15 protein-coding genes are annotated in these 18,879 nt (G+C 69.0%); 5 read left to right on the top strand and 10 right to left on the bottom strand.

Annotated elements, in window-relative coordinates:
- Positions 1-50: 50 nt before the first annotated feature.
- Positions 51-1,487: an aldehyde dehydrogenase family protein gene (locus ABL840_RS27415; protein WP_093303548.1), complete on the top strand. Its 1,437-nt coding sequence runs from the start codon at positions 51-53 to the stop codon at positions 1,485-1,487.
- A 7-nt stretch (positions 1,488-1,494) separates the two neighbouring features.
- Here the strand turns inward: ABL840_RS27415 and ABL840_RS27410 are convergent, their stop codons facing one another.
- Positions 1,495-3,048 (bottom strand): glycine betaine ABC transporter substrate-binding protein, encoded by a 1,554-nt coding sequence (locus ABL840_RS27410; RefSeq protein WP_093303551.1) that lies wholly within the window; start codon positions 3,046-3,048, stop codon positions 1,495-1,497.
- A gap of 111 nt (positions 3,049-3,159) precedes the next feature.
- Between ABL840_RS27410 and ABL840_RS27405 the strand changes: the two genes are divergently transcribed.
- Entirely contained in the window at positions 3,160-4,233 is a 1,074-nt protein-coding gene (locus tag ABL840_RS27405) for an ROK family protein (RefSeq protein WP_093303553.1), read from the top strand.
- Positions 4,234-4,238: 5 nt separating this feature from the next.
- Here ABL840_RS27405 and ABL840_RS27400 read toward each other — a convergent pair whose 3' ends face one another.
- The 6 genes from ABL840_RS27400 to ABL840_RS27375 all read right to left on the bottom strand — a co-directional run bounded on the left by ABL840_RS27400 (position 4,239) and on the right by ABL840_RS27375 (position 12,836).
- Positions 4,239-5,885 (bottom strand): Ig-like domain-containing protein, encoded by a 1,647-nt coding sequence (locus tag ABL840_RS27400; protein WP_418116024.1) that lies wholly within the window; start codon positions 5,883-5,885, stop codon positions 4,239-4,241.
- Positions 5,886-6,192: 307 nt separating this feature from the next.
- The gene (locus ABL840_RS27395; protein WP_093303558.1) at positions 6,193-7,728 is read right to left on the bottom strand and encodes an efflux transporter outer membrane subunit; all 1,536 of its coding nucleotides are present in this window, start codon (positions 7,726-7,728) and stop codon (positions 6,193-6,195) included.
- Positions 7,729-7,743: 15 nt separating this feature from the next.
- The gene (locus ABL840_RS27390) at positions 7,744-8,871 is read right to left on the bottom strand and encodes an ABC transporter permease (RefSeq protein ID WP_093303560.1); all 1,128 of its coding nucleotides are present in this window, start codon (positions 8,869-8,871) and stop codon (positions 7,744-7,746) included.
- A gap of 10 nt (positions 8,872-8,881) precedes the next feature.
- The gene (locus ABL840_RS27385; RefSeq protein ID WP_093303563.1) at positions 8,882-10,018 is read right to left on the bottom strand and encodes an ABC transporter permease; all 1,137 of its coding nucleotides are present in this window, start codon (positions 10,016-10,018) and stop codon (positions 8,882-8,884) included.
- Positions 10,015-11,796 carry an ATP-binding cassette domain-containing protein gene (locus ABL840_RS27380; protein ID WP_093303565.1) on the bottom strand — a complete coding sequence of 594 codons (1,782 nt, stop codon included), beginning with the start codon at positions 11,794-11,796 and terminating at the stop codon, positions 10,015-10,017. The genes ABL840_RS27385 and ABL840_RS27380 overlap by 4 nt, the downstream gene beginning before the upstream one ends.
- Positions 11,796-12,836: an HlyD family efflux transporter periplasmic adaptor subunit gene (locus tag ABL840_RS27375; protein WP_093303568.1), complete on the bottom strand. Its 1,041-nt coding sequence runs from the start codon at positions 12,834-12,836 to the stop codon at positions 11,796-11,798. Before ABL840_RS27375 ends, ABL840_RS27380 begins: the two co-directional genes overlap by 1 nt.
- Positions 12,837-12,936: 100 nt before the next feature.
- Here ABL840_RS27375 and ABL840_RS27370 point away from each other — a divergent pair, with 100 nt between their 5' ends.
- Positions 12,937-13,602 carry a TetR/AcrR family transcriptional regulator gene (locus ABL840_RS27370; RefSeq protein WP_093303571.1) on the top strand — a complete coding sequence of 222 codons (666 nt, stop codon included), beginning with the start codon at positions 12,937-12,939 and terminating at the stop codon, positions 13,600-13,602.
- Here the strand turns inward: ABL840_RS27370 and ABL840_RS27365 are convergent.
- From ABL840_RS27365 to ABL840_RS27355, 3 genes are read right to left on the bottom strand one after another with little or no spacing between them, the layout of a single operon-like run.
- A complete protein-coding gene (locus ABL840_RS27365; RefSeq protein WP_093303573.1) occupies positions 13,580-14,956 on the bottom strand; it encodes a phospholipase D-like domain-containing protein in 1,377 nt (458 codons plus the stop codon). The genes ABL840_RS27370 and ABL840_RS27365 overlap by 23 nt on opposite strands.
- Positions 14,957-15,002: 46 nt before the next feature.
- Entirely contained in the window at positions 15,003-15,668 is a 666-nt protein-coding gene (locus tag ABL840_RS27360) for a glutathione S-transferase family protein (RefSeq protein ID WP_093303576.1), read from the bottom strand.
- Positions 15,669-15,696: 28 nt separating this feature from the next.
- A complete protein-coding gene (locus tag ABL840_RS27355; RefSeq protein WP_093303579.1) occupies positions 15,697-16,818 on the bottom strand; it encodes a 5-methyltetrahydropteroyltriglutamate--homocysteine S-methyltransferase in 1,122 nt (373 codons plus the stop codon).
- 149 nt (positions 16,819-16,967) lie between these two features.
- On the opposite strand from ABL840_RS27355, the gene ABL840_RS27350 reads away from it, so the two are divergent.
- Both ABL840_RS27350 and ABL840_RS27345 read left to right on the top strand, forming a co-directional pair.
- The gene (locus tag ABL840_RS27350; protein WP_093303583.1) at positions 16,968-18,074 is read left to right on the top strand and encodes an aromatic ring-hydroxylating dioxygenase subunit alpha; all 1,107 of its coding nucleotides are present in this window, start codon (positions 16,968-16,970) and stop codon (positions 18,072-18,074) included.
- Positions 18,075-18,079: 5 nt separating this feature from the next.
- Positions 18,080-18,856 (top strand): GntR family transcriptional regulator, encoded by a 777-nt coding sequence (locus ABL840_RS27345; RefSeq protein WP_176947532.1) that lies wholly within the window; start codon positions 18,080-18,082, stop codon positions 18,854-18,856.
- Positions 18,857-18,879 lie beyond the last annotated feature (23 nt).

The following is an 18,879-nucleotide window of genomic DNA, read 5'->3' as shown; positions in this document are numbered from 1 at the left end:
CCTCGCTCCGGCTTCTTTCTTTTCATCCATCGAGCAGCAAGGAACCCAACATGCAGAACTTCGACAACCTCATCGGCGGCGAATGGCGTGCCGGCGCGGGCTACGGCCCGAACGTCAATCCGAGCAACCTGTCGGACGTGATCGGCCAGTACACACAGGGCGATGCCTCGCACGTCGACGCGGCAGTGGCCGCCGCCACCGCGGCCTTCCCGGCCTGGGCCACGGGCAGCGTGCAGGCGCGCTCCGACGCGCTCGACAAGATCGGCAACGAGATCCTCGCGCGCAAGGAAGAGCTGGGCACGCTGCTCGCTCGCGAAGAAGGCAAGACCAAGGCCGAAGGCATCGGCGAGGCCGCGCGCGCGGGCTACATCTTCAAGTTCTTCGCGGGCGAGTGCCTGCGCCTGTCGGGCGAGGTGCTGCCTTCGGTGCGGCCCAACATCGGCGTGGAGATCACGCGCGAGCCTGTCGGCGTGGTTGGCCTCATCACGCCATGGAACTTTCCGATTGCCATTCCGGCCTGGAAGATCGCGCCTGCACTGGCCTTCGGCAATTGCGTGGTGCTGAAGCCCGCCGACCTCGTGCCGGGCTGCGCCTGGGCGATCGCGGAAATCATCAGCCGCTCGGGCATTCCGGCGGGCGTGTTCAACCTCGTGATGGGGCGCGGCAGCGTGATCGGCAATGCGCTGGTCAACCACCCCGGCATCCACGCGATCAGCTTCACCGGCTCGGTGGGCGTGGGGCGCAACATCGCGGTGCAGTGCGTCACCAACCACAAGAAGGTGCAGCTCGAGATGGGCGGCAAGAACCCGCAGGTGGTGCTCGACGACGCCGACCTCGCGCAGGCCGTGGAGCTCAGCGTGCAGAGCGCGTTCTACTCGACCGGCCAGCGTTGCACTGCGTCGAGCCGGCTCATCGTCACCGAAGGCATCTATCCGAAGTTCATCGACGCCATGAAGGAACGCATGGCGAAGATCAAGGTGGGCGACGCGCTCGCGCAGGGCACCGACATGGGCCCGGTCTCGTCGAAGTCGCAGCTCGACCAGGACATGGAATACGTCGCCATCGGCAAGGGCGAGGGCGCCACGCTGGCCGCTGGCGGCGAGCTGCTGAAGCTGGAGACCGACGGCTACTACATGTCTCCCGCACTCTTCAGCGAATCGTCGGCCGCGATGCGCATCAACAAGGAAGAGATCTTCGGCCCGGTGGCCAGCGTGATCCGCGTGAAGAACTACGAGGAAGCACTGGCCACGGCCAACGACACCGAGTTCGGGCTCTCGGCCGGCATCGCCACCACCTCGCTTAAGTACGCCACGCACTTCAAGCGCCACAGCCAGGCCGGCATGGTGATGGTCAACCTGCCGACGGCGGGTGTCGACTACCACGTGCCTTTCGGCGGTCGCAAGGGCAGCAGCTACGGCCCGCGCGAGCAGGGTCGCTACGCCCAGGAGTTCTTCACGACGGTGAAGACGGCCTACACGCTGGCCTGATCGATATTCAGGCGGGCGGAAGCGAAGACGGCGGCGCGCGGCGGCGTCTTCGCATGATGTATTCGACGAGCTCGAACACGCCTTCGCTCAGCAGTGCCAGCGCGGCTGCAGGCAGCGCGCCCGCCACCAGCAGCTCGCGGTCGTTGAGCGCCAGCCCCGTCACGATGCGCTCGCCGAATCCGCCAGCGCCGATGAAGGCCGCGATGGTCGCCGTGCCGATGGCGATCGCCGTGGCCGTGCGCACGCCCGCCAGCAGCGTGGGCAGCGCGAGCGGCAGCAGCACCAGCCGGAGGCTCTGCGGCGGCGTCATGCCAAGTGCCGTGCCTGCCAAGCGCAGGCCGTTAGGCACTTCGGTCAGCCCCGTCACCGTGTTACGCATGATCGGCAGCAGCGAATAGAGCGTGAGCGCGATCAGCGCCGGCAGCGCGCCGATGGCTCCCAGCATCGAGATCAGCACGGCCAGCAGCGCCAGCGAGGGCACGGTCTGCAGCAGGCTCGCGAAGCCCAGCACCACCGCGCGCAGCCGCACATGAGGGAACACCAGGATCGCGATCGGCACGCCGACGAGGATGGCGATGCCCACCGACAGCGCCACCAGCAGCAGGTGCTGGCGCGCGAGCTTCCACAGATCGGGCCCGAACAGCTTGGCTGTGAAGCCGCGGCGTTCTTCCTGCGGCTGTGCACTTGCACCCTTGCCTGTGCTCGCAATGAAGTCGCGCGCGATCGCATCGAAGGGCACGCCCTGCAGCTCGGCCCGCGCATTCATCGCGATCATCGCGTGCTCGTCGACCTTGCCTTCCAGCGTCTTCAGCGCGGCCCAGGCCTTGGGCAGCCGGGTGGGCAGGTCGAGCTTGTAGAGCACCACGGCGTCGTAGCGCGGAAAGTACTTCCTGTCGTCCTCCAGCACGCGCAGGCCGAGGTGGTCGATCTTGGCGTCGGTGGTGTAGATGTCGATCACGTCGATCTGCTTCGCGGCCACCGCGTCGTAGGCCAGCCCGTGGTCGAGGCCGGTGGGCGTCTGCGTGAAGCCGTAGCGTCCGGCCAGGCCCTTCCAGCCGTCGGCGCGGCCGATGAATTCGTTGGACAGGCCGAACTTCAGCTCGGGGTGCTTCGCCAGGTCGCTCAGCGTTCGGAGGCCCAGCCGCTCGGCGTCGGCGGCGCGCACCGCGAGCGCATAGCCGTCGTTGAAGCCCAGCGGGATCGCCACGCCCAGGCCCATCGGCGCGAGCGCGGCGTTCATTGCTTCGCGCGTGTCGGCCGGTGCGCCCTTGAGAATCTCGAGCGCGATGGTGCCGGTGTATTCGGCGTACAGGTCGATGGCGCCCGAGCGCAGCGCCTCGTACACGATGGCCGTGTTGCCCAGCCCCTGCCGCACGACGGGCGGCGTGGCCGTGTGCGGTGCCGCCGTCTGCGCCAGCAGCTCGGCCAGGATGTACGACTCGGTGAAGCGCTTGGAGCCGACGCGCAGCGTCTCGTCCGCCGCCCGCGCGATGCCGCAGACGGCAAGCCAGGCGAGGGCGAAGAGCAGGGCGGCGCGCAGGAAGCTGCGGGGCAGGTGCATCCGGGCCAGTGTATAGACAACGCCCCGTTCGGCGTACCCGCCAATCTCCTACACGCCATGGTGCGCCGAGCCGATGGGGCGGGCGGCCGGCGAGGCTCACAGTCGGGTGCGATGAAGAAGACCAAGCCCGCGAAAGAAGAAGTCGACCTTCCCGGCCCCGACGTCCACGGCCTGCGCGAACTGCCAGGCCTGCAGGTCGACGGCTACAGCCTGCAGTTGCGCGACAAGGACGGCTTCGTCGGCGACCAGGCCAGCCAGACCGCATTTCGCGAACTGCTCGAACACTGGCGCAAGCGCCGCCGCAGGAAGGGCAAGGATCCGCTGGGCAAATCGCATTCGCGCGACCTCGCCAAGAAGGAGCTCGACCGCGTGCTGCAGGAGAAGAAGGCGTCCGAAGCCACCGACCTGATGCATGTGGCCATCGAGGAGTTCGCGCAGGAACTGGCCTCCGTGATCCAGCGCTTCATGCGCCAGCCCTCGTGGAAGAAGGTCGAGCGCATCGTGATCGGCGGCGGCTTTCCCGAGAGCGACGTGGGCGAGCGCGCCATCCTGCAGACCGCCGCCATCCTCGAGGAGCTTGGCCTGCACGTGCAGATCGCCCGCCTGTCGCACGACGTGGACGATGGCGGCCTGATCGGCTGGGCGCACCTCGTGCCGCCCGCCATGCTGAAGGGCCACGACGCGATCCTCGCCGTGGACATAGGCGGCACCAACGTGCGCTGCGGCATCGTGAAGACGCGCCACCGCAAGGCGCCCGACTTCTCGCTGGCGAAGGTGGTGCGCCGCGAGAAGTGGCGCCACGCGGACGAAGGCCCGAACCGAGGCGGCATGGTCGACCACATCGCCGGCATGCTCGAGGAGATGGTGCGCTACAGCGAGCGCAAGAAGATCCGGCTCGCGCCCTTTGTCGGCATCGGCTGCCCGGGGCTGATCCGGCCCGACGGCTCCATCGCGCGCGGCGCGCAGAACCTGCCGGGCGACTGGGAGGGCCACGCCTTCCACCTGCCCAGCCAGCTGTGGCGCCGCATGCCGATGATGGGCTCCGGCCCGACGCTGGTGCTGATGCACAACGACGCGGTGGTGCAGGGCCTGAGCGAGCTGCCTTTCATGCGCGACGTGAGGCACTGGGGCGTGCTGACCATCGGCACGGGGCTCGGCAACGCGAGCTTTACCAACAGGGACTGACCGGGTCAGAGGTCTTCTGGCCGTAGGCCTTCGATGCGCATGCCGGCCGAGCTGGAAGCGACGTTGCCGGCCGCATCCATGGCGCGCGCCTCGATGTTCACGGCGCCGGGTCTCTTCGGCGTCCACGCGCACACGTACGGCGCGGCGCGCAGCGTGCACGCGGTCTTGCCGTCGACGATGAACTTCAGCTCGGCCACGGCCACGTTGTCGGAAGCAGTGGCGGTGAGCCTTGCCGCAATGCCGGTCGCGACGCTCGCGGGCGCGGAGAGCGCCACGGTGGGCGGCACCGTGTCCGAGGGCGGATTGACGATCACGTTGGCCGAGGCCACGGCCGAGTTGCCCGCCGCGTCGACGGCGACCACGCGGATCGTCTGCACGCCTGGCGCGCTCGGTGTCCAGCTGCAGGTGTAGGGCGGGGCGGTGAAGGTGCAGATCGGGATGCTGTCCCTGCCCAGCACCTTGACGCCCCACACGCCGGCGTTGTCCACCACGGCCGGCGCGATGACCGTGAGCTGCCCGACGGTGGCCATGGAGGGCGCGGCCACCGACACGGTGGGCGGCGCGGTGTCGGCACCGCCGAGCGCCAGGTCGATGGTGAACATCTGCTGGCCCTGCACCGCCTTCTGCTCGAAGGCATCGAAGATGGTGAACCAGCTCGCGCCGGGCGCGCGGTTGGCGGCGCGGGCCTTGACCAGCAGCGTCGTCTTGCCGGTGGCGAAGCAGCTGAAGCCGCAGTCCCAGTCGAACACGAAACGGCCGGAGGCGTCGGCCACGCCGGTCACCAGCATCGTCAGCGGCTTGCCGGCGCCCGGGTTGCGCCACACCGAGACCTGCGCGCCGGGCAGGGCGGTGCCGGTGTCGCGATCGGTCACGCGCACCTGGGTGGCGTTGGTGCCGGCCATGAACTTCGAGCTGCCGAGCTTGGGCCAGTCGGTCCAGTCGGTGTTGATGTTGGCCTTGGTGCCTTCGGTGAAGCGGATCAGCTCGAGCGTGGCGACGCGGTTGGCCGCCGGATCGCGGCGCTGCTCGAAGACGGTGCCCAGAAGGGGGTCGAGCCGCCAGTGCTGACGGGGCCACCAGTAGCGGTCGGCATCGTTGGCCAGCGCCAGATCGGTGACTGGCGCGACGCCGGTGGTGTCGGCGACGGCGATGCCGTTGTAGTACTCGCCCGCGCCGGCGCCGAACACATGCTCCAGCTCGTGCATCAGCGTCTTGAGCTGGCGGCCCAGGTAGTCCTTCTCGGTGGATTCGGGGGCGCCCGGCGTGGGCGCGCGCGAGAGGCGCAGCGGGTCGTGGATGGCGATCCAGTTCAGGTTCCAAGCCACGCCCTTCTGCGGAAAGGTCCAGCTCATCGACAGCCCGCCGTGGCTGTAGCCGCGCGTGGACTTCGAGACGCACACCACCACCTCGCCGTTGACCAGCCCGTTGTAGCTGCACTGCGGCGCGTTCGCGGGCGCGAGCAGCTGCAGGTCGGCAGCGGGGTCGAAGGCGAAGCTGCGCACCGTCTCGCGCGTGAACACGGTGTTGACGTCGGCCACGTACTGGGCGAGCCGGCGGCCGGCTTCGGCGGGGCCGATGTCGGCGGCGAGCTCGGGGTCGACGATGAACTTCAGGCGATGAGTGCTGGGGGCGGCCCGGCCGACCTCGTCCATGGCGGCGAAGGCGGGCGTCGCGATTCCAGACAGTGCGAATACCGTTGGTATGGCAGCAAACGCCAGATTGGCCAGGGTGCGCAGCGAGAAGAAAGCTCGCATCGGTTTTCCCCGGAGGCCGGGGCGCAGGACTCGGACGGACGGCGCTTCGGTCGGCCCCGCGGGAGGCCGTGCCCAAGCGGGCTACCCCGCTACGCAGGGGGTGCAGGGAGATCCGTTCGAGCCCTTCCGATGGCGAACCGGTGGCTGGGCAAGCCTGTCAATCCCCGAAACCGGTAGGTATTTTAGTCTGCATGTTCAATTGGTTTCAATTGTGTTGCATTTGTGCTTCCGGCGCCACAGCTTCGCCGCCCAGTGCCTTGTAGACCGCCACCAGCCCCACCGCCAGCCGGCTGGAGCTTTGTGCCTGGTCGCGCCTCGCCTGCAGCAGGGTGCGGCGCGCGTCGAGCTCCACGCCGAAGTCGGTGAGCCCGCCCTTGTAGCGCGCCGACGCTAGCACCAGCGCGTCGCGGCTGCGGCGCTCGCGCTCGGCCAGTTCGGCTTGCCGTTGCCGCTCGGCGGCGTAGGCGGTGAGGGCCGAGTCGATCTCGTGCCAGGCCTTGAGCACGGTCTGCTGGAACGCCACGGCCGCTTCCTGCTGCTGCAGCTCGCGCAGCTCGACGGTGCCGCGGCGACGGCCGCCGTCGAAGATCGGCAGACTGATCGACGGCCCCACGTGCCATTGCCTGCTGCCCCATTCGCCGAAGCGCTCGCTGCCCACCGATTCGTAGCCGAAGCCGGCGCCCAGCGTCACGCGCGGATAGAGGTCGGCCACCGCCACGCCGACGCGGGCTGTGGCCGCGTGCAGTTGCGCCTCGGCGGCCGCGATGTCGGGGCGGCGGCGCGCGAGTTCGCCCGGCTGGCCCAGCGCGAGCGCGGGCAGCGTGGGGGTATCGAGTGCGTCGCCGGCTGCGGTGTCGGCCAGTTCGGCGTTCAGCGTGCCCGGCGCGGCGCCGGCCAGCAGCGTGATGCGGTTCATCGCGTCGGCCTCTTGCTGCAGCAGCGCGGGAATGCGTGCGCGAAGTTCGGCGAGCAGCGCGCGCTGGCGCGCCGGGTCCAGGTCGGTCACGAGGCCGCCGTCGGCGCGCGCCTGAACCAGCTCGAGCGATTCGGCGGCCGCCGCGTTGTCGGCGCGCGCAATGCGCAACTCGCGCTGCGTGCCACGCAGCTCGAAGTAGTTGCGCGCCAGCTCGGCCTGCACGCTGAGCCGGGCCTGCCGCAGCAGCGCGGCCGAGGCGCCTGCGTCGGCATCGGCGGCCTCGATGGAGCGGCGCACGCGGCCCCACAGGTCGATTTCCCACGAGGCATCGAAGCCGGCCTGGTAGAGGTTGTAGGGCTCGCTGAGCGTGCGGATGAGCTGGTCGCGGTTGGAGACCGACGAGCCCAGCGCGTCGATCATCCGCGTGGCGGCGCCGGTCTCGCTCTGGCGCTGCCGGGTGACGCCCGCGCTGGCATTGAGCTGCGGCCCTTGTTGCGCCGCTGTGGTGGTGCGCTGCACGCGGCTTTGCGCGAAGCGCAGCGCGGCCGTCTGCAGATCGGGGTTGCTGGCGAGCACCATGGCTTCGAGGCGGTCCAGCACCGGATCGCCGAAGGCCTTCCAGTCGCCCGATGCGATGCCGGTGCCCGCGGCGCTCTGCCGTTCCGCGCCGAGCAGCGTGGGCGAACCGCCATGCCATGTGGACCAGTCGGCGGGCGCATCGGTCTTTGGCGACTGGTGATCGGGCCCCACGGCGCAGCCGGCAAGAGCGAGGGCGAGCGAGAGCGATGCAGCGGCGCAGGCAAGGGAAGAAAGAGGATGGGACATGGCGTGCTCCCGTTTTCAGACAAGGCGATTGCGGAACAGCCACGCCGCCAGCGGCAGCGTGACGGCGGCGATGACGGCCAGCGGAATCAGGTTGTGCCAGACCGTGGCCAGCCCGACGCCTTCGAGGTACACGCGCTGCACCAGGTCGATGGCGAAGCGCAGCGGATTGGCCAGCGTCGCCACCTGCAGCGCGTGCGGCATGTTGCGCACCGGCGTGGTCAGGCCCGACAGCAGCATCAACGGCATCAGCAGCACGAAGGCGTAGAGCATGGCCTGCTGCATGTTGGCCGACACGGCGGAGATCGACAGGCCGATGCCCACGCTCGCCACCGTGAAGAACAAGAGCCCCGTGTAGAGCGTGACGAGCGAGCCCGCCATCGGAATGCGGAACCAGAAGAGCGCCACCAGCAGGATCAGCGAGGACTGCACCAGCCCCACGAGCACCGGCGGCAGCGCTTTGCCGATCATGATTTCGAGCGGCGACATCGGCGTCACCAGCAGCTGGTCGAAGGTGCCTTGCTCGCGTTCGCGTGCCACCGACAGCGCCGTGAGCAGCAGCGTTTGCAGCATGCTGAGCGCGGCGATCATGCCCGGCAGCAGGTTCCAGCGCGTCTCCAGGTTCGGGTTGAACCATGCGCGCGATTCGACGGTCAGCGAAGGCGGCGGCGCGCCCGCGCGCATGCGCAGCTCGGCGTTGTAGCGCTCGACCACCGCGCTCACGTAGCCCGCCGCCGAGCCCGCGGTGTTGGAGTTGCGCGCATCCAGGATGAGCTGGATGGGCGCCGTCTGCCCCGAGCTGAGCTGTTGCTCGAAGTTCGCCGGAATCTGGATGACGAGCAGCGCCTTCTCGGTATCGATCACTTCGCGGATGTCGGCCTGCGAGCGCAGCGTGGCCACGCGGTGGAACACGCCCGTGCTGTCGAGGTGTGCGATCAGTTCCGACGATGCGCCGTTGCGGCTCTGGTCGAGCAGCGCATAGGGCACGTCGTTGAGGTCGTAGGTGGCGCCGTAGCCGAAGACCAGGCTCTGCATGATCGCCGGCGCCACCAGGATGGCGCGCGTGGCAGGGTCCTTGAGGATGGTCAGAAGCTCCTTGCGGCAGAGGTTGGCCACGCGAAGAAAGAAGTCGATGAGGGCGTTCATGGCCGTGCTTTCAGTCGAGGCTCTTTCGCGTCACCGCACGGGCCACCAGCAGCAGGCCCACGGCGTACGCCAGCAGGATCGCGCAGTTGCGCCACACCAGCGGCCAGACGTCGCCCGCGAGGAACAGCGTCTTGATGAGGTCCATGAAATAGGTCGCCGGCAGCAGGTGGCCGATCACCCACACAGCGGTGGGCACGTTGCGCAGGTCGAAGAGAAAGCCCGACAGCATCATCGAGGGCATGAAGGTCGCGATCAGTGCCACCTGGCTCGCGAGGAACTGGTTGCGCGTGACCGAGGAGATCACCAGGCCCAGGCTCACCGCCACGATCAGGTAGAGCATCGAGGCGAACACCACCACGATGAGCGAGCCGTACATCGGCACCGCGAACAGGTAGCGCGCCGACAGCAGGCACAGTGCGAGGCCGAGCATGCCGACCGCGAAGTACGGAATGATCTTCGCCAGCAGGATCTCCACCGGCCGCACCGGCGTGACGAAGAGCGCCTCCAGCGTGCCGCGCTCCCACTCGCGCGCCATCACCAGCGCGGTGAGGAAGGCGCCCACCAGCGTCATGATGAGCACGATGAGCCCCGGCACCAGGTACCAGGTGCTGGTGTTCGCCGCGTTGAACCACATGCGCTGCTCGACCGTGACGCTGCCGGTGGGCGGTGCGTCGGCGCCGGTGCTGTTGCCGCCCCGGTCGAGCCGCCGCACCGACGACTGCATGAGCGCACCCGTCACGTAGGCCTGGATGATGCTCGCGCGCCCCGCGTCGGAGCCGTGCACGATGAGCTGCACGCGCGCATTGCCCGCGGCGAGCGAGCGCGAGAAGTCGGAGGGCACGCGCACGATGCCGTCGACCTTGCGCTCGCGCATGAGCTCCTCGGCGTCGTGCATCGAGCCCAGCAGCACCGGCGCGATGGTGGGCGAGAGCTCCAGCCCGGCGATGGCCTCGTGCGCCGCGGGTGAGGCGTCTTCCATCACCACCGCCACGGGCGCGTTCTTCACGTCGAGCGACATGCCGTAGCCGAAGATCAGGATCAGCACCATCGGCAGCAGGATGCCGATGGCCAGGTTGCTGCGGTCGCGCAGCAGCTGGCGGAACTCCTTGCGCGTGAGGGAGAGCAGGCGGGACCAGAAGCCGCTCATGCCGGTACCTCTGCGCGGACCTTGCGCCGCGCCTTCTCGACGATGCCGATGAAGGCCTGTTCCATGTCGATGCGCTTTTCCTTGTCGTCGCCGAGTGCCTGCGCGCGCACCTCCTGCGGCGTGCCGATGGCCAGCACCTTGCCCACGTCCTGGATCACGATGCGGTCGCAGTACTCGGCCTCCTCCATGAAGTGCGTGGTGATGACGACCGTGGTGCCGCCTTCGGCCAGCGCGGTGATGCGCCGCCAGAACTCGCGGCGCGCGAGCGGGTCGGCACCGCTGGTGGGCTCGTCGAGGAACAGGATCTCGGGCTCGTGCAGCAGGCCCGTGGCCATGGCCAGGCGCTGCTTGTAGCCGCCGGGCAGCTGGCCGCTGGGCGAGTCGAGCGAGTGGGCGAGGTCGAACTGGCGCAGCACCGTGTCCATGCGCTCGCGCAGCTTCGCTCCGCGCAGGCCGTAGGCGCCGCCGAAGAACGAGAGGTTCTCGCGCACCGTGAGGTTGCCGTAGAGCGCGAACTTCTGCGAGACATAGCCGATGCGCTGGCGCGCCTGCGCACGGGCATGCCGAAGGTCGACGCCGGCCACGCGCAGTTGCCCGCCGCTGGCCGGCAGCAGGCCGCACAGCATGCGGAAGGTGGTCGTCTTGCCCGCGCCGTTGGGGCCGAGCAGGCCGAAGATCTCGCCGCGACGCACCGAGAAGCTGGTGCTGGCCACCGCGACGAAATCGCCGAAGCGGCGCACGAGGTCCTTCACTTCGATGACCACTTCGCCGGGCTGGCCGGCGTCTTGCCGCGGCGTGGCTGGCATGGCCGCCGGCGTGGTGTCTTCATGCGAGGCCTGGGTGCGCAGCAGCGTCATGAAGCCGTCTTCGAGGCGCGGCGCGACGGGCTCGGCGTGTGCGCCTTCCAGCAGTTCGTCGAGCCGCGCTTCGCCCGTTGCCTCGCGACGGATGAATCGCACCTCGCCGCCCTGGGGCACCGCATCGACGATCTCCTGCCGCGCATCGAGCAGGCGGGCCTGCAGCAGCCGCGGCGGCTCGTCGCCGGGCGGCGTGGCGACGAAGCACAGGCCGTCCGCACGGTCGCGCAACTCGGCCGGCGCTCCCTGCGCCAGCAGCTTGCCGCCGTGCAGCACGAACACATGGCTGCAGCGCTCGGCCTCGTCGAGGTAGGCGGTGCTGACGATGACGGAGAGCTTTTCCTCGTCCACCAGCTGCTGCACGATCTCCCACAGCTCGCGCCGCGAGAGCGGGTCGACGCCCACGGTCGGCTCGTCGAGCAGCAGGAGGTCGGGCGAACGCACCAGCGTGCAGGCCAGCCCGAGCTTCTGCTTCATGCCGCCCGAGAGCTTGCCTGCCGGGCGGTCGGTGAAGCGGCCGAGGTCGATCATCTCCATCAGCCGCGCGTAGCGCTCGCGCCGCCTGTCGCGGGGCACGCCGTGCAGGTCGGCGTAGAGGTCGAGGTTCTCCTGCACGCTCAGGTCGTCGTAGAGGCCGAAGCGCTGCGGCATGTAGCTGATGCGGTCCTGCACCGACTGCGGATCGGCCGACACGTCGATGCCGAGCACGCGCAGTTCGCCCGAATCGGCGCGCATCAGGCCGGCCATGAGGCGCAGCAGCGTGGTCTTGCCGGCGCCGTCGGGGCCGACCAGCGCGGTGAGCGTGCCGGCGGGAATTTCGAGCGACACGTCGTCGAGCGCATGCACGGCCGCGGCCGGCGGCTTCGGCACGAAGCGCTTGTGCAGCGAGCGTCCGGCCACGGCCGGCCCGGTGGCGGTCATCAGGGCTTGCCGGTGGCAGTGGAGGAAGAACCGGAAGAGGGCGGTGGCGACAGCTGCAGCCGCACGGTGGCCGGCATGCCGAGGCGAAGCCGGTCCTGCGGGTCGTCGACCATCACGCGGACTTCGTAGACCAGGCTGCTGCGCAGCTCCTCGGTCTGCACGGTCTTGGGCGTGAACTCGGCCACCGACGAGATGTAGCCGACCTTGCCCGCGATGGTCTCGCCGGGCTGGCTGTCGGTGCTCACGCGGGCTTCCTGCCCAGCGCGCACGCGGCCGAGGTCTGGTTCAGCCACGTAGGTCCGCACCCACTTGGGATCGGTGATGGCGAGCGTGAAGGCCGGGCGCTGCGGAGAGGCCATGTCGCCGGGTTCGAGCAGGCGGGCGCGCACGATGGCGTCGATCGGCGCCTTGAGCTCGGCCTCGGTCAACTGGTGGTTCATGAGCGCGAGTTCGGCGCGGGCCGATGCGAGCTGGGCCTGCGCCTGTCCGATGTCTTCCTTGCGCGGGCCGGTCACCACCAGCTGCTGCGCCTTGCGTGCGTTGTCGAGCTGCGCCAGCGCCACCTTGCGCCGGGCCTGCGCGCTGTCGAGATCCTGCTGGCTCACTGCCCGGCCGGCGGTGGTGGTGCCGATGGCCTGCAGGCGAGCGAGCTGCTGCTGCGCCAGTTCGGCGTCGGCCTGCGCGGCGGCCACCTGTGCGCGTGCCTGCGCCACTTCCTCGGGACGGCTGCCGGTCTTCAGGCGCAGCAGGGCCTGTTCCTGCACGCCGATGCGCGCCTGCGACTGCGCCACGCGCAGCACCAGCGAGCGGGTGTCGAGCCGGCCCAGCACCTGCCCGGCGCGCACGCGGTCGCCCTCGCGCACCGTCAGCTCGGCGATGCGGTCGTTGGCGTTGAAGGCCAGCGAGACCTGTCGCAGGTCGACGTTGCCGTACAGCACGAGCTGGTCGGAGGGCGTGGCGGAGCGGTTCGCGTACCACCAGCCGCCCGCCGCGGTGGCGATGGCCACGACGGCGACGGCGATGAGGGGTTTCCTGTTCATGGCGTGTTTCCTGGCGGGGCTGCTGCCCGGGAGTCGGCGCGATGTTATCAAATTGAAATTTGAATTTGAAGTATTTTTTTGTTTGGGTTAGCCTCGGGGCATGGCAACCCGCACTCCGCGCACCGACGGCAACGCAACGCGCCTGCACATCCTCGAAACCGCCGGACAGCTGTTCGCGGCGCAAGGCTTCGCGGAAAGCACCAGCAAGGAAATCTGCACCCGCGCCGGCACCAACATGGCGGCCATCAACTACCACTTCGGCGGCCGAGACGGCCTCTACGAGGCGGTGCTGATCGATGCGCACAGGCAACTGGTGAGCCTCGACGAGCTGATGGCGCTGTCGGTGGAGTCGAGCGATCCGCGCCAGAAGCTGCGCGCCTTTCTCGCGCACATGGTCGAGATGAGCGCGCAGCCGAAGGCGCCCTGGGGCTTTCGCGTGGTGCTGCGCGAGGCGCTGTCGCCGTCGCCGGCCATGCCGGCGCTGATCCAGCGCGCTGTGCTCCCTAAGGCCAAGCTGCTGCGCGGCATCGTCGGCGAGATCATGGGCCTGCCCGACGACCATCCCTCGGTGCAGCGCAGCCTGCTGCTCACGGTGCTCCCTTGCCTGGTGATGACGGTGGCGCCCAAGGATCTGAGCAGCAAGGTGCTGCCGGCGCTGAAGGACACGCAGGCCCTGGCCGACGAAGTCGTGCGCTACGTGCTTGCAGGGCTCGACGCGGTGGCAAAGGCCGCCGAGCCGCCGCCTAAAGCTGGAAAGCGACGGTGAGCAGCAGGCCTTCTGCCACGTCGCGCACCAGCCCCGGCCTGCGCGCGCGATAAGGCTCGCCGGCCGAAGCGGTGGTCTCGATCCACTCGGCCAGCCACTCGATGTGGTCGTGGCCGTAGAACACCACGGCAGCCTCGTGGTTCAGCAGCAGGCTGCGCAGGTCGAGGTTGATCGATCCGCACATCGCGAGCTCCTCGTCCACCACCACCGCCTTGGCGTGCGCCATGAAGGGCAGCATGCGAAAGCTCACGCCTGCGCGCGCCAGGTCGCGCATGGCGCGTGCGCGCACGAAGTCGGCCAGCCGGTGGTTGGATTGCGCGGGCATCGCGATGGTCACCTGCACACCGCGTCGCGCAGCCAGCCGTAGTGCGTCGCGCAGGCCGTCGCCGGGCACGAAGTAGGGCGTGATCGCCAGGATGCGGTGCTCGGCACGGAAGCAGGCGTCGATCAGCAGCGCGTGCGCCGTGTCCTCCGTCTGGTCGGGGCCGCTCGGCAGGAACTGCGCCATGGCCGTGTCCGGGCCTGCGGCATCGGGAGCGGTGATGGCGCGCGCCTTGCGGCTGCGCACCGAGGCCCAGTCGTGGTCGAACTGCCGCGCCGCCGCGGCCGCCACGCTGCCGCGCAGGTCGAACGAAAGGTCGCGCCAGGCCTCGGGATGCTTGTCGTTGCCGGTGAAGTATTCGCCCGCGAGGTTGCGTCCGCCCGACCATAGCCAGCGGTCGTCGGCGATGGTGAACTTGCGGTGGTTGCGCAGGTTGCGCGGGCCGATGCGGCGCAGGCTGAAGAAGGGGCGGAACACCGCCACCTCGCCGCCCGCCGCGCGCAGCCGGTCGAAATGATGGCGCGGCAGCGAGAGCGCGCCGAAGCCGTCGAGCAGCACCCGCACCTTGATGCCTTCGCGCGCCCGCCGGGCCAGCCGGTCGAGCACCGCGTGACCGAGGGCGTCGTCGCCGATGATGAAGGTGCACACGTCGATGCGCTCGCGCGCACCGTCGATCACCTCCCACAGCGCGTCGCGCGCGGCCTCGCCGTCGGCATGCATGCGGATCGCGCAGCGCCCCGGCGGCGCGAGGCCGAAGCTCTCGATCAGGTCGGCCGCCCAGTGGCCCGGCGGCACCGAGCGCGGCGGCCGGGGCGAGCCCGCCGGGCGCAGCTTGCGCTGGCCGAACAGCAGGTACATCGGAAGGATGAAGTAGGGCATCAGCACCAGCCCCATGACCCAGGCGATGGCGGTGGTGGGAGCGCGCTGCTCGCGGCGCGCTCGCGTGGTCAGCACGTAGACCAGCAGCGCGAAAGTGACGACGAGGAAATGCTGCGAGGGAGAGGGCAGCCAGTCGAACTCTTTGGTCGGCATGGATCGATGATGCCTCAGCGTCGTCTGCCGTGCCTTCAGTGTCCCTTCAGCGTTGCAGGAAGGCGGGCACCTCACGTCCTTCCGAGGCGAGGAACCGCATCATCGGCTCGACCACCGCGCGCACCGCGGGCCGGTCGCCCACGCGCGTGCGCCAGGCCAGCAGGCGGGGCGTGGCGCCGGTCATGCCCGCGCCCTTGCGGTCGGCGAAGATGCAGGCCATGTAGAAGGCGATGTCGGCGAAGGAGTAGGGGCCGGCGATGTACTCGCGCGTGGCGAGCAGGCCTTCCATCTCCTCGTAGAAGCGCGCGCAGCCGGCGCAGGCCGCGATCGCCGGAGCGCTCTGCATGGCCTCCTGCAGGCCGAAGAGCTTGATGACGTTGGGGAAGAAGACCTCGTCCGACTTCTGTTCCAGCTGCCGCGCGCGGGCCCGCTCGGCAATGCCCTCGGGCCACAGCGCGGGGCTGGGATAGCGGTCTTCCAGGTACTCGAAGATCTGCGTCGAGTCGAAGAGCGACACCTCGTCGTCGACCAGCACCGGAACCTGCTGCTTGACGGGATTGACCCGAAGCACCTCGGGGTGCTTGGGCTCGTAGTGGTCGCCTTCGATGAAGGGCACCATGACCAGCTCGAAGGGCACGCCTTTCTCGCGTGCCGCGATCTCGACCTTGGCGCCGAACATGCTGAGGGGACCGGAATAGATGTGAGTCGTCATGGTCCCCGACTTCAACAGAAACCGGGCTTCAGGTCGAGCCCCAGACCTCCTGCGCCGTCTCGACCACCAGGCGCAGCTTGTTGCGCTGCGCTTCCACCGCGATGTTGTTGCCGTGCACGGTGCTGGAGAAGCCGCACTGCGGCGACAGCGCGAGCTGGTCGAGCGAGGCGTACTTGCTCGCGTCCTCGATGCGGCGCTTGAGCTCGTCCTTGTCTTCCATCTCGCCGAACTTGGTGGTCACGAGGCCGAGCACCACGGTCTTGCCCTTGGGCAGGTAGCGCAGCGGCTTGAAGTCGCCCGAGCGGGCGTCGTCGTATTCCATGAAGTAGGCGTCGAGGTCCATCTCCTTGAGCAGCGCCTCGGCCACGGGCTCGTAGTTGCCGGCGGCGGCGTGCGTGCTCTTGAAGTTGCCGCGGCACAGGTGCATGGCCAGCAGCATGCCCGGCGGCTTCTGCGCCACCACCTTGTTGATGAAGGCGGCGTAGCGGTGCGGCAGTTCGTTCGGATCGTCGCCGCGCTTGCGGGCGGCTTCGCGCATGTGCTCGTCGCACAGGTAGGCGAGGTTGGTGTCGTCCATCTGCACGTAGGTGCAGCCGGCGGCGGCCAGCGAGCGCAGCTCGTCGCCGTAGGCCTTGGCCACGTCGTCGTAGAACGTGGGGTCGAGCTCGGGGTAGGCGTCCTTGCTGATGCCGGCGCGGCCGCCGCGGAAGTGCAGCATGGTCGGCGAGGGAATCGTCACCTTCGGCGTACGGCCGGCCGAGACCTGGCTCTTGAGGTACCGGAAGTCGGCAAGCTGGATGTCCTTGACGTGGCGGACCTTGTCGATCACGCGCATCGCGGGCGGCGCGAGCTCCTCGGTGCCGTCAGGCTTGCGGATGGTGACCGGAATGTCGGTCTTCACGCCGCCGAGCTGGTCGAGGAAGTCGATGTGGAAGTACGTGCGGCGGAACTCGCCGTCGGTGATGCTTTTCAGGCCGATGTCTTCCTGGAACCGGACGATCTCGGTGATCGCCTTGTCCTCGACGAGGCGAAGCTGCTCGGGCGTGATCTCGCCCTTGGCCTTCTGCTCGCGGGCTTCGAGCAGGTACTTGGGACGCAGGAAACTGCCCACGTGGTCGTAGCGGGCAGGCAAGGCGGCGTGCTGTGTCATGGATGACTCCGTCGGGATTCTTTGGGGAATGAGCGGAACATCGTATCGCCTTCGAAAAGGTGATTGCTGTATACAGATATCTCGGTGTTTACCCTCGAAATACCTCGAAAGGCTGGAAATTTCCTGTTTTCTGTATACATTGAGTATTCATGAAAACGCCCACGACCGCCTTTCCCCTGAACGCCTGGTACGCAGCCGCCTACGACGTCGAAGTGCGCCATGCACTGCTGCCTCGCACCATCTGCAACCAGAAAGTGGTGCTGTTCCGCCGTACCGACGGGCAGGTCGCCGTGCTCGAGGACGCCTGCTGGCACAGGCTGATGCCGCTGTCGCTCGGCCGCCTGGAGGGCGACGAACTGGTCTGCGGCTATCACGGCCTCGTCTACAACAGCCAGGGCCGCTGTACGCACATGCCCAGCCAGGAAACGCTGAACCCCTCGGCCTGCGTGCGCAGCTTTCCGGTGGCGGAGAAGCACCGCTTCGTGTGGATCTGGCCCGGCGACCCGGCCAAGGCCGACCCGGCGCTCATTCCCGACATGCACTGGAACGACGACCCCGCCTGGGCCGGCGACGGCAAGATGATCCGCGTCAACTGCGACTACCGCCTCGTGGTCGACAACCTCATGGACCTGACGCACGAGACCTTCGTGCACGGCTCCTCCATCGGCAACCGCGAAGTCGCCGAGGCCCCCTTCGTCGCCACGCACGGCGACCGCTCGGCCACCGTCACGCGCTGGATGGAGAACATCGATCCGCCGCCGTTCTGGGGCAGCCAGATCCGCCATGCGCGTGGCTACACCGGCAAGGTCGACCGCTGGCAGATCATCCGCTTCGAAGGCCCGTGCACAGTGAACATCGACGTCGGCGTGGCCGAGGCCGGCAGCGGCGCGGTGCCGGGCAACGGCAACCCTGGCGACCGCAGCAAGGGCGTGAACGGCTACGTGCTCAACACCATCACGCCCGAGACCGACAAGACGTGTCTCTACTTCTGGGCTTTCGCGCGCAACTACTGCCTGGGCGAACAGCGCCTCACGCACGAGCTGCGCGAGGGCGTGTCGGGCATCTTCCGCGAGGACGAGCTCGTGCTCGAGGCGCAGCAGAAGGCCATCGACGAGCACCCCGACCACCAGTTCTACAACCTCAACATCGACGCAGGCTCGATGTGGGCGCGCAAGCTGATCGACCGCATGGTCGAGAAGGAGAAGCCCGCGCGCGCGGCGATCCCGATCCGGCCGGTAGAGAAGGAGGCCGCGTGAACCGCGTGAAGGTCGCGGCAGTGTCCAACGCCGCCGAGCCTGGCGACAGCGGCAGTTCGCAGGCCGTGAAGGCGCAGCTGAGGCTGCGCGAGATGATCCTCGCGGGCGAGCTGCCCGGCGGTGCGCGCATTGCCGAGGTGGCGATCTCCGAGCAGCTCGGCGTGTCGCGCACGCCGGTGCGCACCGCGCTCATGCGGCTGGAACAGGAAGGCCTGCTCGAGGCGCTGCCCAACGGCGGCTATGCAGTGCGCACTTTCTCCGAGCGCGACGTGGCCGATGCCATCGAGCTGCGCGGCACGCTCGAAGGCCTGGTGGCCCGGCTCGCAGCCGAGCGCGGCGCGGCGCCGGTGGTGCTGCGCGAGGCGCGCGCCTGCCTGCAGCGCATCGATGAACTGCTGCGCGAGCCCGCGCTCGACGACGCGGCCTTCTCGCGCTACGTGACGCACAACGAGCGCTTCCATGCGCTGCTGTGCGAGATGGCGGGCAGCCCCGTCATCGCGCAGCAGCTGGAGCGCGTGGTCAACCTGCCGTTCGCCTCGCCCTCGGGCTTCGTCGTGGTGCAGGCCAACTCGCCGGCCGCGCGCGACATGCTCGTGGTCGCGCAGGACCAGCACGTGCAGGTGCTCGACGCCATCGAGTCCGGCGAAGGCTCGCGCGCCGAGGCGCTGATGCGTGAGCACAGCCGCATCGCGCGACGCAACCTGCGCGAGGCGCTGCATGGCACGCCCACGGCGGAACAGCGTCCGCTGCCGGGCGTGCAGCTGATCCGCAGGCGCGGCTGATTCCATCTTTCTCCCATTTCTCC

Source organism: Variovorax sp. NFACC27 (assembly GCF_048301545.1).
In the GTDB taxonomy this organism is placed as follows: Bacteria; Pseudomonadota; Gammaproteobacteria; order Burkholderiales; family Burkholderiaceae_C; genus Variovorax; species Variovorax gossypii.
The sequence above is the reverse complement of the archived record's forward strand: the minus strand, read 5'-3'. Positions and strand labels throughout refer to the sequence as shown.